Genomic DNA, 14,687 nt, shown 5'->3' with positions numbered 1-14,687 from the left:
CCCCTTCTACCCCTTAAGATCCCTCGCAACCCCAACCTGCCCCGCCGCATCCGACACAGCGTCCACACGCTTCACGGCAGGGTCGGCGCCCCAGCGCTCATCAGGCAAGGCACTGATGCCCCGCTTACCGAAGCCGTCAGTCCCCACCACGACATGACCGGCCACGTCGTCACCAGCACCGAAGCCCTCAGCCAGTGCCACAGCGAGATCGGCAACCAGGCCAGCCCCGAACTCCGGGTCCTCGCCCTTATCAATCGCAGCGCGTGACACAGTGCCGTGATTACCAACAATCACAATGCCAGCAGCCGGACGCAGAGTCCCCTCGTCATACTCAACGAAGCCGCCGCCCTTCAAGGCCTCCAGCAACAGCTTTCTGTCCGCAGCGGAAGCCCGCTCTCCCCCATCCTTATCCAGCTCCAACACCGGAGCCAACGCCTGACCAGCCTGGCGGCCCGGCTCACGGCGCTCCGCATCCAGCTGCACATCGGCCGGCAGCGAGGTAGAAACCGTGTCCTTCAACTCATCCGCACCAGCGGAAGAGAGGAACTTATCGGTCAGTTTCAGCACGCCCGCATCGGGAGCGCCAGCAGCGCGCAGGGTCTCGGAAACCCCTGCAAGCTGCTCATCCGTGGCATCCGGCGTGGCGACAACAATGACCGGTACATCCTTCAAAGAGTCCTTGACAATCTCCCCGACGATGGGCTCGATGATGCGGTTGGCTTCATCGGCACGCGCTTGCTGTGCATCGGCACGCGCGACGGCGGCATCGCGCTCAGAGGCGGCACCGGTGCCGAAATCAATACCAGCACCAGCGGGGTTCAGCACATAAGCACCCAGCGCAGCACCTGCCGCAACACCGAGGGCAGCGCCTGTCACACCGGCTGTAAACTTCCCGCTCCTGCGCTTCTTCGCCATCGCCCGTCCCTTTTTCCTTTCGCCGACGCCTCAATCAGCTCTGACAGCCGAAAACTTTTAGGCGCTCATAGTGCTCGAATACCGCTAAAACTACTTAAAAAGCCCCTGGAACCACAGTGCAATGGAGTTCCAGGTATCAATCAGATTCTCGCTGACAGAGCCATCACCGGAGGTACCAGCGATAGCAAAGATCACCGCAACGGCGACAAAGATAGCGAGGATTGCCCAGGCCACACCGAAACCACGGCTATTGACCTGGTAGAGGTCGGCGACCATGCGACCGTCGACAAGCTTCTCGCCGACCTTCAAACGCGACAGCAACGCCGACGGCACACCGCTTTGATTCTCAGCGTGGTAAATGCTGTCGATGTTCTGCGGGGCGCCGACGGAGACGACCATGTCGGCGTCGTGATGCGCGGCGAAGACCAGCGCCAAGTCAGTGGCGGAATCGGACAGCGCCGGGAATGTCATGGCGCCAATGCCGAGGTCCTGAATGCGCTCAAGGCCTACCGCGTGACCATCCGGGTCGGCAGGCAGAATCACGCAACCAGCGGACCGCAGCGCCTCGGAGTTGATGTTCTCCGGGTCGCCGATGATGTAGTCCGGCTCGTACTTCAGGTCGAAGAGCGTGTCGGCACCTGCATCGACGCCGATGAGCAGCGGCTCGTACTCGCGAATGAAGTTCTTCAAGTCTTCCAGCGTCTTGCGGTGTCCCTCACCGGGGCTGACCACAACGACCTTGCGGCCGTGCAGTGGCTCTGTCTCGTCCGGAATGCCCAAGCCATCGATGTAGAGCGGAGACTCGGTCTTGGCGAACTCCACCAAGTTGCCGGAGAGCGCCTCCAGGCGGTCGACCATGCTGGTGCGGCCCTCGTCGAAGGCGCGCTCGAGCTCGTCCTGGTCGACCTCGTCGCCCTGTCCAATCAGGCGGTCACCGTGGTAGAGCTTGCCGTCGTGAAGCCTTGCGTTCTTGCCGTCCTTGAGCTTCTCGAAGACCTCGGCGCCGGCGTTCTGCACCATCGCAATGTCGGCATCGCGCATCATCTGCGGGCCGTAATTCGGCACAAAACCCGTGGTAAACGCGCCGGTGTTCACCACTGCGGCGACCTTGGCATCAATCAACTGCTGTGCCAGTGGACGCGAGATATCCGGCGCATCGATCACCACGATGTCACCTTCGCCCATACGCTTCAGCGCACGATCCAGGCGGGAACCGTCCCGCACGGTCCCCGAAATGCCAGGAAGATCTTTTTCGTTCCGAGAGAACAGACTCATGGCACTTAGTGAAACATAAGTGCAGCTACTTGGCCGCGAAGGCGCGCCGAGCTTGATCCAGAAGATCTTGCGCGTGCGCACGTCCGGAGTCCGAATCGTCCAAGCCCGCCATCATCCGCGCGAGCTCGTCAATCCGCTCCTCGTCCCCCAGGCTCGTCACCTTCGACGACACCGCACCCGAGCGCGCATCCTTACTGACCACCAAGTGGGTATCCGCAAACGCCGCCACCTGAGGCAAGTGCGTGACGACGATCACCTGGTTATTCACCGCCAACTGCTTCAGGCGCTTACCAATCTCCACAGCCGCGCGCCCACCAACACCGGCATCGACCTCATCGAAAACCATCGTGTGTCCGGCCTGTCCTTCGGCGAGGACAACTTCCAATGCCAGCATGATACGGGAAAGCTCACCGCCGGATGCGGAAGAAGCCAGTGGACGCGGCTCGGCACCTTCGTGGGCGCGGAGCTTGAACTCGATGTTGTCCACACCAGCGGGGCCAAAGGTGTCGGCCTTGGTGATCTCCACCACCAGCGAGGTATGTGGCATGGCCAAGCCCTTGAGTTCCTTGGTCACGGCCTCTTCCAGGTGCTTTGCGGCTTTTGCACGAGCCTTGGAGAGCTTCCGCGCGGTGGTGCCGAGTTTCTTCTTTGCGGTTTTGATCTCCGCTGTGAGTTTGTCCAGGGCTTCGCCGGAGACATCCAGCGTGGCGAGCTTGCGCTCCGCCTTATCCCTCCAGGCCAAGACACCTGCGATGTCCGGGGCGTACTTGCGGGTCAGGTTCTTGATCTCCTGCTGGCGCTGCATGAGCTTGTCCAGGGACTCGGTTTCCTCCGGCAGGCCGGAGAGAAACGCACCGAGACCAGCGGAGATCTCAGAGAGCTGGCTGGTCAGCTCATTGAGCTGATTGGAAAACTCGGTGAGTTCCTCGTCGTCTGCGGCGGCGAGCTCGTTCGCGGCGGCGCCGAGGAGCTCAGCTGCACCGGAGTCCTCAGTGGCGGCATCCGTGCCAGTCGTGCTCACGGCAGCGGCACCGTCGATGGCGGCCAGCGCCACGGCTGCTGCATCGCGGAGGCCGTCCAGGTCCTGCATGCGGCGGATCTGCGAGGCCAGGTCTTGGTCTTCGTCCGGCTCGGGTGAGACTGCGTCGATTTCTTCGATGGCGAAGCTGAGTTGGTCGGCACGCATGGCCAACTCACGGCGCTTGGAGGTCTTCTCTTCCAGTTCTTTGACCAGGGAGCGCCAGTGAGCGCGCTGCTGACGGTAAGTTTCCAGCGTTGGTGCGATGGTGTCGGCATCCATGCGGTCGATGGCCGCACGCTGCTCATCGGCGCTTTGCAGACGCAGCTGATCGTTCTGGCCATGAATGGCAATCAGGCGGGTGGAGACATCCGCCAGTGCAGCAGCCGACGCACTCCGGCCACCAACCCACGCCCGGGAGCGGCCCTTCGCGGAGACCTGTCGAGCAAGCAGGTACTCGTCATTCTCATCGCGCTCGCCGCCGAGCTCAGAAACCACAGCATCGATGGTGGCTGACTCTTCCTCCGAGAGGTGTTCGGTGGAAACGCGGCCTTCCACCAAGGCTTTGTCGGCGCCGGTGCGCACGCGGCCGGCGTCGGCACGCGCACCACAGAGCAACTTGAGGCTGGTGACCACCATGGTCTTACCCGCACCGGTTTCACCTGTCAGTACGGTCAGGCCTGGGCTGAATTCAAGCGTCGCGTCCGGGATAACGCCGAGGTCGCGGATGGAAATCTCAGTCAGCATGGCGCCTGCAATCAGTCCTTCCCTTGGAAGTTGGGGTCTCGTTTGCCGTGTTTAGGGGCTATTGGGCTTCGGCGGGGCCGCGCCACCCGGACGTCGGCAAGCGGAACTTGTGCACCAGACGATCGGCGAACGGCTGATCGTCCAGACGCACCCAGCGCACCGGTTGCGCGCCGCGCTCGATTTCGATGCGGCTGCCCGGCGGCATGGTGATGTTGCGGAAGCCGTCGAGCACCGCGACCGCCTCGGCGGTGTCGTGGTTGGTCTCAATGGCAATGGTCGAATGCGGGGAGATCACCAGCGGGCGAGAGAACAACGCGTGGGCGTTGTTGGGCACGACCAGCATGGCGTCGAGCTCTGGCCAGAGTACGGGGCCTCCTGCGGAAAAGGCGTACGCGGTGGAGCCGGTCGGCGTGGAAATCAGTACACCATCGCAGCCGTAGGAACTCACCGGACGGCCATCGACTTCCAAGATGACATCCAGCACGCCACGGCGGTTGACGTTTTCGATACTGACTTCGTTCAGCGCCCAACCAGAGCCGATTACGCGGCCGGTGGTGTCACGGACGGTGGCGCGGATGGTCATGCGGTCTTCGATACGCCAGGAACGCTTGATGACGCGACTAATCGCCTCCGTCATCGACTCCTGTTCCCACTCGGCGAGAAAACCCACGTGCCCCATGTTGATACCGAGCACCGGCAGGTCAGCCGAGTGCGCAATGTCAGCGGCACGCAGGAAGGTACCGTCGCCGCCGAGGACGAGGACGAGTTCGCATCCCGACGCCGCCTGCGGGGAATGCCAGTAGCGCGGGTACTTACCGAGCGTTGGGTGCGCGGCCAGTGCCTCCGGGTTCTTACCAGCCAGCACGCGGATGTCGATACCCGCGGCCTCAAGCAGCTCGGCAGCCTCAGCGGCCATTTCCAGGTTGGCGCTACGGCCGGTGTGCGGGACCAGCAGAATCTCGCGCTTGCCGGCGCTGGTCTTGGGCTTGCTATCCCGTGAGTGAGTCTTCGCGCTGGTCGGTGAGCTGGTCGTTGAGCTAGTCCGTGAGCTAGTCATTGTGCGGTCCCTCCTCAACAGCCTTAGCGATGGCCGCAGCCATAGCCTCATCACCAATATCGCTGGCGCCGCCGTCTTTCACCAGCCACAGGAAGAACTCCACGTTGCCACTCGGACCCGGCAGCGGGCTGGCCACCGCCGCACGGAAGGACAGCCCCAGAGTGCGGGCGTATTCGGCGACTTCCTGGACAACTTCCTGGCGCAGCGCATCGCTGCGCACGACACCACCGGAGCCAAGGCGCTCCTTGCCAACCTCGAACTGCGGCTTGACCATTGGTAACAGGTCAGCGCCTTCGTCGAGGCAGGAGACAATTGCGGGCAGGACCAGCTTCAAAGAAATAAACGACAGGTCGCCGACCATGACATCGGCCGTGCCCCCGAGGATCTCCGGGGTCAGCGTGCGGACGTTGGTTCGGTCGAGCACAACCACCCGTGGGTCATCCTGCAGGCGCCAAATCAGCTGACCGTAGCCGACATCGACGGCGTAGACGGTATCGACATCGCGGCGCAGGCACACATCGGTGAAACCGCCTGTGGAGGCGCCGGCATCCAGCACCTTCCGGCCCTTCAAGTCCAGGCCCTGCGGCTCGAAAGCTTCCAGCGCGCCGAGCAGCTTGTGTGCACCGCGCGAAGCCCAGTTCTCGTCTTCTTCCAGACCACTGACGCGAATGGACACATCGCCTGTCACCGCAGTCGCAGGCTTGGAGGCGACAAATCCACCGACCTCCACTCGGCCGGCCTTAATCATGTCCACTGCCGCCTCACGGGAGCGAGCAATCTTCCTTCGCACCAGCTCCGCATCGAGCCTGCGCTTAGGAGCTTTCTTTGCCACCGCGTTCACTTTCCTTCCCTGCGTGACGAGCCCAGGGCCTCATACAAAATCTCATGCGCCCGCTCGAACTGCGCGACTCTCTCCTGCGGCGTCGGCGCAGGTGCGGACAGTGCGGCCGCAACCTGCTCGCGGACATCCTCCGGAGTTACCTCGCGCGCACCGGGCATTGCCGCCGGGCTAGGTACAGGGCCGGGTTTCGGCCCCGGCACGGGACCAGACTCCTGCCCCTGCCCTGGCTTCGGTGCGACCTCACTCATCGGCTATCACATCCGCCAGGCAGCCAGCGCCGCCGCAGCAGCCGGGCCCTCTGCGCGGACCTGCGTGACCTCGACTGTGCCAGCACGACCAGCCTCAGAGTTCCACACCATATCCACGACCGTCAGCAGAGCCGCCACCGCGGCCTCCGCTGGGTTCGCCAACCGAGGATCCTCCGTGTCACCGCCAGAAAGAACGATGACACCGGCCTCCGCGTCGTCGTAACGCGCGGTGAAACCAGCCTGCGGAGCCGGGCGTGCCTGATCCAGCTCACGGTTCAGCGCGGTCATGTCAGCACCGATGAGCGTCGGACGGTGCTCGGGCGGCGCTGCGACGACATCCATATGCGTGGAAACGCCCGTGACCACCATAAACGTGTCCATCTTCGCAGCATTTCCACCCGCGATGTCGGTATCCAGACGATCCCCAATCGCCAGCGGACTCTTCGCGCCCATACGCTCCGCAGCCTTAATAAACATCGGCGGCTTCGGCTTACCCGCCGACAGCGGCGCCACGCCCGTGGTCGTAGAAATCGCCGCAGCGACCGAACCATTACCAACCAGGAAACCGCGCTCCGACGGCAGCGTCGTATCCAAATTCGACACCAGGAAGCGCGCACCTCGCGACACCGCCAGCGCCGCCTCCGACATCTGCTTCCACGTCATCTCACGGTTGAGCCCCTGGAACACCGCCGCAGGGTTGTCATCAGCGGAATCCACGAGGTTGTACCCCGCCTCACGAGCCAACTGCTTAAACGACTCCGCACCCAACACAAAAACGTTCGAGCCCGGCTCAATGACCTCCGCCGCCATCTCAATGGCCGCCTGCGCCGACGTCATCACATCGTCCGCGTGAACGTCATAGCCCAGCCCATTGAGCTGATCCGCCACCGTCTGCGGCGCGCGCGAGGCATTGTTGGTAATAAACACCATCGGCAGCGCCGCCTCAGTCAGCCCCTCCAGCGCGTTCGGAATCGCCGCGCCACCCTCGTAAATCGTGCCATCCAGATCCAGCAGAGCGGCATCATAGGAAGAAGCGACAGAAGCCATGGGGGTTCATTTCTCCTTTTACGAAATAGGAACGCTTTACGACGAATTGTAGATGCGCAGCCCGATTGCGCCAGCGGTGCGTTAGCGGTGGCTGATGTTGCGAGCCGGCAGCTGGGCTGATTACTTGCTCAGCTCTTCGATGCGCTCACGAGCATCGAGCATCTGGTCCACATCGATCTTGGCGCAGCGGGTAAACCACACCTTGGCATCATCTTTACGACCGGCCTCCACCAGCGCATCAGCGTAGGCGTAGAACAGACGAGCTGCTTCGAAGTCCTCGCGGTCCGGGTTCAGATCCTGGGTCTCCAGCTCAACCAGAGCCTCATCGATCTGGCCCATATCTCGGCGAGCACCGGCGGCGACGATAGCCAGCTCAGTCTTGGACTCGTTGTCCAGCTGCTTGGCTTCCTCGGAGCGAGCCAGCTCGATGGCCTTCTCTGGGCGGCCGAGGCCGCGCTCACAGTCCGCCATGACCGCGAGCATGCCCGGGCCACCGGAGATGCGGCGAGCCGCACGCAGCTCCGCCAAAGCTTCCTTCCACTCACCTGCGTGGTAAGCGGCAACACCAGCGGTCTCACGAACGACACCGACGCGACCAGCGCGGTCCTTCGCTGCGCGGGCGTGCTCCAGGGCACGCTGCGGGTCTTCAGCCATCAGGATTGCGGACATAATCATGTGACGAGCAACCTTGTCGGCGTTGTCCTTAGCCAGGCTCTTCAGATCCTGGCGCACGCTCGGGTCGAGCTCGTCTGCGCGAATGTCATCTGGCAGCTTCGGCTCGTTCTTACGGGCCTCAATGCGCTCCTCGCGGAAGCCTGGGCGCTGCGGGCCGGTGCGGTGCGTACGCTTCTCATCCTGGAAGCGGCCACCACGGTTGGAGCGACGTGGCTTGCCACCACGACGGTCGAAGTTGCGACCTCCCTGGCCACCGCGCCCGCCCGGGCCGCGACGATCATTGCGGTCATCGCGATTGTAACCACGACCGCCACGGCCACCGCGCTCATTGTGGTCGCCGCGGTTAAAGTCACGATCATCGCGATCATCACGACGGAAGCCCCGCGAACCACGGGAATCGCGGTTACCGCCATGACCACCGTGACCACCACGGCCACGACCACCTGGGCCACCACCCTGTCCACGACGATCGTTGCGGTTGCGCCCGTTAAAGCCGCCCTCGCCACGACCATGGGAACGGTTAGACCCGCGGTTTCCGCGATTTCCTCGGCCTTCGCCGGAACGAGGACCTTCGTGCTCAGCCATGAAGTCGGAGCTCCTTATATGTAATGAGTAAAAGAATTTATGTGTTTTCAGGCTACCAGTAACCCCGGATTGCCTGGTGGTCTACCTAAAAGACCAAACTTTCATACTACTGCTAAGACCTGCCCACATTCCAGCCCAGCAAACGTGCGGAGCCTGTGGCCTTCCCCACTGCCTGGGACAAATCCCAGACAGCTAGGCCAACCCAGTCGTCGGTGGTGAACTGCGCGGTGGCGGTGGTTCCCTCGACGCGGAGCTCATACTCGGCATCCGAAAGCCCGTCTGGCACGGCGAGGTTGGCGCCCAGGGCGTCGTTAAGCAATGCCTTGAGTGCGCGGGTATTACCCTGCTCAGCGCGATGTGCGGCGCGGCGGAAAACGGTGAGCGCTTCCTTGGCGGCGTCCTCCGGCGTCACGGTGGTGTCGACGGCGAGGTCAAAGAGGCCTTCCTGCTCGAAGGTTGCGGCCTTGGGCGTCTTGGGCTCGGAACTAGGCGCGGCGGACGTAGTTTTTGTCGGCGCTGCATTCGTCTGCGCGCGACTACCCGCGCCAGCGAACCCTGGCCCCTCGGGTACGGCGGTGCCCTTCTGATACGCGGTGGCGGCGGCGCGGGCGCGCTGATCAGCGGCCTCGTTCATGTCGTGGCCGGAGTGCCCCTTAACCCACTCGAGGTGAATATTGCGGCCAACGAGCAGCTGGTCGATGTCCTGCAAAATGTCGACGTTGAGGACAGGTTTCCCGTCGCACTTCTTCCACCCCTTGCGCTTCCATCCCGGCATCCACTTAGTGACGGAGTTAATCACATACTGCGAATCACACAGTACGAAAAGCGGCTCGTCAGGGATGTGCGCGGTGGCGCGGAGCAGCTCGGCAAGAGCGGTGAGCTCCCCGCGGTTATTGGTTCCCTCTTTCCATCCGCCGGCGGCCCAGCAGCTGTCGTCGATATACCAGCACCACCCGGCAGGTCCGGGGTTGTGCAGGGCGGAACCGTCAACGGCAGCAGTAATAGTCATGAGGCTAGATTGTATCGGCTGCGTGGGGCCGGCCAGGAATTGCCTTAAGAGCCGTAGCAGGCGACCGGGCCGTGCGGGCCCTGGACGATGTCAATCTGAGTGTTGAAGATCGGGCTCAGAACCTCCGAACGCATCAGCTCTGCGGTTGGGCCGTGCTCTACAATCTGGCCGTCTTTGACCGCACAGATGTAATCGGCGTAGCGAGCCGCGAAATTGATGTCATGCAACACCACCACCATGGTGCGACCCAACTCGCGCACTGCAGTGCGCAGGTACGACATGATGTCGACCGAGTGAGAAATATCCAGATTGTTCAACGGCTCGTCGAGAAGCACGTAATCCGTCTCCTGACAGAGCACCATTGCGACATACGCGCGCTGACGCTGCCCACCGGAGAGCTCGTCGAGGTAGCGGCCCTGGAGCGCCTCAAGATTGAGGAACTCGATGTACTGGGAGATGATGCGCTCGTCCTCAGCGGTCAGGCGCCCCTGGCTGTACGGGAAGCGGCCGAAACTGACCAGCTGGCGCACGGTGAGACGCGTGACGAAGTGGTTGTCCTGGCGCAGAATCGACAGCACCTTCGCCAGATCCTTCGACTTGGTCTTGCCCACGTTGTATGGACCGACGTTGATGTCACCAGAATCGACGGCAAGGAGGCGGCCAATCATAGTCAAGAGCGTGGACTTGCCCGCACCGTTCGGACCAATCAGCGCTGTGATTGCGTTGGTTGGAATTTCCAGGTCAACGGGGCCAATTGACACCTCGCTGGTATAGCTCTTGCTTACACTGTCGAGGAGAATCATAGCCGTCCCTTCTTCAAAACGACGTAGAGGAAGATCGAACCGCCAACCAGCTCGATGATGATGGACACCACGCCCTGGGCATAGAAAACGTGATTGAGGATGAAATACGCACTGGCCAGCGTGACGTAGCCGATTAGCGCCGCCATCGGCAGCACAAAACGATGGTCATAGGTATCCGCAGCCTGGTACGCAATGGTCGCGACCAGGAAGCCGAGGAATGTCATCGGGCCGACCATAGCCGTCGATACTGCCATCAGCACGGACACCGCAACCAGCACGGTGATGGACCGAACCTGGTAATTCACGCCCAGATTCGTCGCGACTTCACGCCCCAACGACATGACATTGAGGGCCCGCGAATGCAGCGCAATCACCACGATTGCCGCGATCACCAGCGGGATCGCCACCGGGAAAAACTCCGGGTCCGCGTTGTTGACAGAGCCGAACAGCCGCGCCGTCAGCAGGTCAAAATCCGAAGGCGTCAGCATGCGCTGCATAAATGTCGATACCGAGCCCAGCCCGCCACCGATAACAATGCCCACCAGCAGCATGCTGTGCATATCCGCGCCCTGCCCAGTCAACAGCCACGCATACAGCACCAGCGACAGCCCCACCATCAGCACGAGCTGCAGCACAAACGCCCCAACCGAGCCGGCATTCATCAGACCCGTCGCCCCGAAGAAGTACACCGCAGCGGTACTGATAGCCACGTACAGCGCTTCAAACCCCATAATCGACGGCGTAATAATTCGGTTATTCGCAATCGACTGGAACGCCACTGTCGCGACGGCATGGCAGCAGGCAACCACGATCATGGCAATTACGGCATCAAGACGCCGGCGCGCAATCAGCCAAAAACCATCCGTACCGAACGGCAACGGGTTGTCCCACGCAAGCAGGCCCGCCGTAAACAACACCGCCAGGCCCGCCAGCGCAGCAATGATAATCCAGTACCTGCGCGCCGCGGCGGCCGTGCTAAACGACGTCGTTTGCGGCCCGGCCTGGTCGGCCACCGTGTGAGTTGAACTGAGATTAAGCACGACGCCGCTCCACAATCAGATAGACGAAGATGGCAGCACCCAGGATGCCGAGAATCACCGATACCGGAATCTCGAACGGGGCGATAATGACGCGGCCAATCAGGTCCGCAATCGTCACGGTGCCAATTCCCACCAGGCACACCCATGGCAGATTAGAGCGCAGATCATCGCCACGGAACATGGAGACGATATTCGGGACGATGAGACCCAGGAACGGCAGGTTGCCCACCACGACGGTGACCAAACCTGTTGCGATTGCGATCAGCCCCGTTCCCAGGAACACGATTCGCTTGTAGTTCAGACCGACGTTGGTGGCAATGTCCTCACCAAGCCCCGCAACCGTTAACCGATCGCTGAATACGAAGACGATTGCAACCACGATGACGACCAGCCACAGGAATTCGTACTGCCCTTTATAAATGGCAGTAAAAGAGCCTGCGAACCACACGCCTAGCGACTGCAGCATGTCCGTCTGCAACGCAAAGAAAGTCGAAATCGAACTGACTACCGCACCCAACATGATGCCCACGATGGGCACAACCAGACTTGACTTCAAAGCGACACGGCGCAAGAACAGGAAGAACACTGCCGTGCCGATGAAAGCGAAGATGATTGCCCCGCCCATCCGGCCAAGCATCGAGGCCGAAGGAAAGAAATACATCACGAAAATCAGGCCGAGACCAGCCCACTCCGTGGTTCCCGTGGTGGTGGGTTCGACAAACTTGTTGCGCGTAAGTAGCTGCATGACCAAGCCACACATCGCCATCGCGGCACCCGAGAGCACTAGTGCAATGGTGCGCGGTATACGCGTAGTGGCGAACATCTCCCAGCCGTCGTCGGCGCCCAGGATGTCGTATTGGCCTACAAACAGCGACATAGCCACCAGGACTGCCACAAAGGCAATCCCGATGGCTAGTCGGGAATCCAGTAACTTCTGCATAGAGTTGGTGAGGTACTCCTGTGACTGGTCAGGGAACTATTAGGCCTGCTCGAAGGCGTCGGCAAGCCCGTTCAGAATCTCCGTGTACGTGATGATGGACTCGTTGGTGTAAGTGTCCTCTGGGGCGTAGTAGATCTTGCCCTCCTTGACTGCCTTCACGTTCTTCAGCGGAGCGGCTTCCTCGACCACAGACTGTGCCGAACGGTACTCATCGGTACCGCGGACAGAGGTGCCAGCATCGCGGTCAAGCACCATGATGAAGTCCGGGTTTGCCTCAGCGATGGACTCGGCGGAAATCTCATCACCCTGGTGGTCATCGCTGGCCTTGTCGACCTCCAGCGCCGGCTTCATGCCAATCAGGTCGAACAGCGGGCCGAAGGTACGACCAACAGTCGGAGCAATGTAACCGAGGGTGCCGCCCGACGAGTTCAGCGCCATGACCTTCACGTCCGGGTTGTAAGCCTTGCGAGCGCGCTCCAGAGCCTTGTCAAAGTCTGCGATGAGCTGATCGGCTTCCTTCTCCTTACCGAAGATGGCGCCCAGGCCCTTAGCGTGCCGCTTGAGCTCCTCGTCCAGCGGCTTGCCCTCGCGCGGCTCAAACTCCACAATCGCGGAGTTCGGAGCGAGCTTCTTCAGGTCATCGTAGTACTTGCCGAAACGCTGACCGTTCACAATCAGGTCCGGGTCAGCAGCAGCAACAATTTCGAGATTCGGCTCGCGGTGATTGCCGATGTCCTGAACGTCAGGATTGTCCTTGTAGTCGGAAACCGTGAACGGGATAATCGGTTTAGGAGCTGCAGCCAGCTTAATACCCCACTGATCGAGCATCTCGAAGGAACGGTTATCCGTGGCCACAACAGAGTCAATCTCGGCAGGTACGGTCTGCTCACCATGATTATCAGTAACGGTAATAGTAGACTCGTTGCCTGCAGCTGCATACTTATCCTCGTTACCGGCATCAGTAGAACAAGCACCAAGAACAAGTCCAAGGCTCGCAACAGATGCAACTACGATATTGCGAATACGGCCGGAGTTAGAACGCGCCACTTAAAGGCATCCCTTCGGTCACAGTAGGATTGTTAAACAAACGCCACTTAGACGCCGTTACCCAATCACTTACTTAGGTAATCATTACCTGTGAAACATTAGCTTAGGGTTCCCTATTTAACAAGTAAATACGTTATGAAATTACGCAATATTTAGGGCATATTTCGAACTTGGCTTAGCGTTGGCTAATTTGTGCTGGTAGCGGGCATTTTCCGAGTAGTGCAGCCAGGTACCCCCGTTACGTTCTTACCGCGTTCCAAAGGACCTTATTGCGCCGGCGGGGCTATGCGAGAAAGAGCTTTTCTTATAAGTTGCCGAAAACCTGAAGCACACTAACCTCAATACCCGTGAATCCAACTAACCTAAGCCGCGCGAATCATCGCGCTAAAGTCTCTGCCCTAACCGCGGCCCTTCTTCTACCACTCGGCACTATTGCCCCATCACCCGCGTTAGCTAGCCCTAACACCGCGTTGTTTAATGCAGTCACACCAGGGATTAGCGCGACCGAAACACAGGACGCCGGCCAGACTACTACCGCCACGGCACCAACCGGATCTCCAACCCCTATCGAGTCCGGCTCACTATCCTCACTCAGCAACTTCCGCGATGTAGCGGGCAGTAGCGCCAACCTAATCACGACCGAGGACGGTCGCCGCATCCGCCAAGGCCTCGCATACAGGTCAAACGCCTTACGGGAGCCAAGCGACGAAGATCTTGCCCGCATGACGCAGGCAGGCGTGACACGCGTCGTCGATTTGCGAAACATTAAAGAGCGCAGCGAAGGCCCAGACGTCTTGCCCGACGGCGTGACTTACCAGGTAGCGGACATCATCGATGTTCGCAATGGCTTAGGCTTCGTGAAGAGTCCTGTCGCAACTACTGGCGAGCAGCTTTACGGCCACGCGCCCGAGTTCTACGAAGCAGCGGGAGACAGCATCAAAGCGCGTGATGCAGAGATTTTCGACGATGAAGTGAAATACTTCGGCCAACTGCTCGGCTATGAATTGATGATTACCGGAGAAGCACCGCGAACCGCTTGGAAGGATCTTCTCCAAGCACTCGCATATGAAGACGGCGCCGTCGTTTTCCACTGCAGTGCTGGCAAAGACCGAACCGGCCTCGGTGCCGCGTTCCTCTTGGCCATCTTGGGAGTTAGTTACGAAGCAATCGAGCAGGACTTCCTTGCCAGCAACGCTTACCTCAATCGTGAAGACGCGGTAGACAAAAAGTGGCTCAAGATGTCGTGGGACGCTATCGAAGAGAACTACGGTACTTTCGACAACTTCGTCCGACAAGGCATCGGGCTTTCCGACGCTGACATCAACCAATTGCGCCAGAAGTATCTGGTATAGAGCCACGCCTTACCACAACAACCGTCGTTGAATGTTGTTTACTCGTGGGTAACAAAAAGTGGGCCGCAGCACCCAACCCCACACAAGG

The 14,687-nt window shown here is 60.7% G+C and carries 14 protein-coding genes; 1 reads left to right on the top strand and 13 read right to left on the bottom strand.

From position 1 onward, the window contains the following. Positions 1–6: 6 nt before the first annotated feature. The 13 genes from HMPREF2920_RS04675 to HMPREF2920_RS04615 all read right to left on the bottom strand — a co-directional run bounded on the left by HMPREF2920_RS04675 (position 7) and on the right by HMPREF2920_RS04615 (position 13,247). Positions 7–915 (bottom strand): copper transporter, encoded by a 909-nt coding sequence (locus HMPREF2920_RS04675; protein ID WP_049171632.1) that lies wholly within the window; start codon positions 913–915, stop codon positions 7–9. A gap of 90 nt (positions 916–1,005) precedes the next feature. Continuing rightward, complete coding sequence (steA, locus tag HMPREF2920_RS04670; protein ID WP_070854053.1) at positions 1,006–2,190, bottom strand: putative cytokinetic ring protein SteA; 1,185 nt, start codon at positions 2,188–2,190, stop codon at positions 1,006–1,008. 25 nt (positions 2,191–2,215) lie between these two features. After that, complete coding sequence (gene recN / locus HMPREF2920_RS04665; RefSeq protein ID WP_070854052.1) at positions 2,216–3,955, bottom strand: DNA repair protein RecN; 1,740 nt, start codon at positions 3,953–3,955, stop codon at positions 2,216–2,218. Between the two features lie 58 nt (positions 3,956–4,013). After that, positions 4,014–5,012, bottom strand: coding sequence for an NAD kinase (locus tag HMPREF2920_RS04660; protein WP_141764315.1), 999 nt, complete (start codon positions 5,010–5,012; stop codon positions 4,014–4,016). Next, complete coding sequence (locus HMPREF2920_RS04655; RefSeq protein WP_070601574.1) at positions 5,005–5,844, bottom strand: TlyA family RNA methyltransferase; 840 nt, start codon at positions 5,842–5,844, stop codon at positions 5,005–5,007. Before HMPREF2920_RS04655 ends, HMPREF2920_RS04660 begins: the two co-directional genes overlap by 8 nt. A 5-nt stretch (positions 5,845–5,849) precedes the next feature. Next, positions 5,850–6,101: a hypothetical protein gene (locus HMPREF2920_RS04650; protein WP_070601406.1), complete on the bottom strand. Its 252-nt coding sequence runs from the start codon at positions 6,099–6,101 to the stop codon at positions 5,850–5,852. 6 nt (positions 6,102–6,107) lie between these two features. Then, a complete protein-coding gene (locus HMPREF2920_RS04645) occupies positions 6,108–7,148 on the bottom strand; it encodes an HAD-IIA family hydrolase (RefSeq protein WP_070601405.1) in 1,041 nt (346 codons plus the stop codon). A gap of 120 nt (positions 7,149–7,268) precedes the next feature. Then, complete coding sequence (locus HMPREF2920_RS04640) at positions 7,269–8,426, bottom strand: hypothetical protein (protein ID WP_370548640.1); 1,158 nt, start codon at positions 8,424–8,426, stop codon at positions 7,269–7,271. Between the two features lie 94 nt (positions 8,427–8,520). Next, positions 8,521–9,417, bottom strand: coding sequence for an RNase H family protein (locus HMPREF2920_RS04635; RefSeq protein ID WP_070854051.1), 897 nt, complete (start codon positions 9,415–9,417; stop codon positions 8,521–8,523). 44 nt (positions 9,418–9,461) lie between these two features. Then, positions 9,462–10,220, bottom strand: a complete 759-nt coding sequence (locus tag HMPREF2920_RS04630; protein WP_070601403.1) for an iron ABC transporter ATP-binding protein — start codon at positions 10,218–10,220, stop codon at positions 9,462–9,464. Further along, positions 10,217–11,260 carry an iron chelate uptake ABC transporter family permease subunit gene (locus HMPREF2920_RS04625; protein WP_053087318.1) on the bottom strand — a complete coding sequence of 348 codons (1,044 nt, stop codon included), beginning with the start codon at positions 11,258–11,260 and terminating at the stop codon, positions 10,217–10,219. The genes HMPREF2920_RS04630 and HMPREF2920_RS04625 overlap by 4 nt, the downstream gene beginning before the upstream one ends. Further along, positions 11,253–12,200, bottom strand: a complete 948-nt coding sequence (locus HMPREF2920_RS04620) for an ABC transporter permease (protein WP_070437363.1) — start codon at positions 12,198–12,200, stop codon at positions 11,253–11,255. Before HMPREF2920_RS04620 ends, HMPREF2920_RS04625 begins: the two co-directional genes overlap by 8 nt. Before the next feature lie 39 nt (positions 12,201–12,239). Further along, positions 12,240–13,247 carry a siderophore ABC transporter substrate-binding protein gene (locus HMPREF2920_RS04615; RefSeq protein WP_070601401.1) on the bottom strand — a complete coding sequence of 336 codons (1,008 nt, stop codon included), beginning with the start codon at positions 13,245–13,247 and terminating at the stop codon, positions 12,240–12,242. 470 nt (positions 13,248–13,717) lie between these two features. On the opposite strand from HMPREF2920_RS04615, the gene HMPREF2920_RS04610 reads away from it, so the two are divergent. Continuing rightward, positions 13,718–14,599, top strand: coding sequence for a tyrosine-protein phosphatase (locus HMPREF2920_RS04610; protein WP_168157917.1), 882 nt, complete (start codon positions 13,718–13,720; stop codon positions 14,597–14,599). Positions 14,600–14,687 lie beyond the last annotated feature (88 nt).

The sequence above is a fragment of the Corynebacterium sp. HMSC075F02 genome, from assembly GCF_001838335.1.
GTDB classification, from domain to species: domain Bacteria; phylum Actinomycetota; class Actinomycetes; order Mycobacteriales; family Mycobacteriaceae; genus Corynebacterium; species Corynebacterium jeikeium_D.
The sequence above is the reverse complement of the archived record's forward strand: the minus strand, read 5'-3'. Positions and strand labels throughout refer to the sequence as shown.

Coding starts and splice junctions, on each gene's coding strand:
- recN (WP_070854052.1), bottom strand. CDS start 3,955: ATGCTGACTGAGATTTCCATCCGCGACCTCGGCGTTATCCCGGACGCG.
- HMPREF2920_RS04630 (WP_070601403.1), bottom strand. CDS start 10,220: ATGATTCTCCTCGACAGTGTAAGCAAGAGCTATACCAGCGAGGTGTCA.
- HMPREF2920_RS04660 (WP_141764315.1), bottom strand. CDS start 5,012: ATGACTAGCTCACGGACTAGCTCAACGACCAGCTCACCGACCAGCGCG.
- HMPREF2920_RS04650 (WP_070601406.1), bottom strand. CDS start 6,101: ATGAGTGAGGTCGCACCGAAGCCAGGGCAGGGGCAGGAGTCTGGTCCC.
- HMPREF2920_RS04620 (WP_070437363.1), bottom strand. CDS start 12,200: ATGCAGAAGTTACTGGATTCCCGACTAGCCATCGGGATTGCCTTTGTG.
- steA (WP_070854053.1), bottom strand. CDS start 2,190: ATGAGTCTGTTCTCTCGGAACGAAAAAGATCTTCCTGGCATTTCGGGG.
- HMPREF2920_RS04645 (WP_070601405.1), bottom strand. CDS start 7,148: ATGGCTTCTGTCGCTTCTTCCTATGATGCCGCTCTGCTGGATCTGGAT.
- HMPREF2920_RS04675 (WP_049171632.1), bottom strand. CDS start 915: ATGGCGAAGAAGCGCAGGAGCGGGAAGTTTACAGCCGGTGTGACAGGC.
- HMPREF2920_RS04635 (WP_070854051.1), bottom strand. CDS start 9,417: ATGACTATTACTGCTGCCGTTGACGGTTCCGCCCTGCACAACCCCGGA.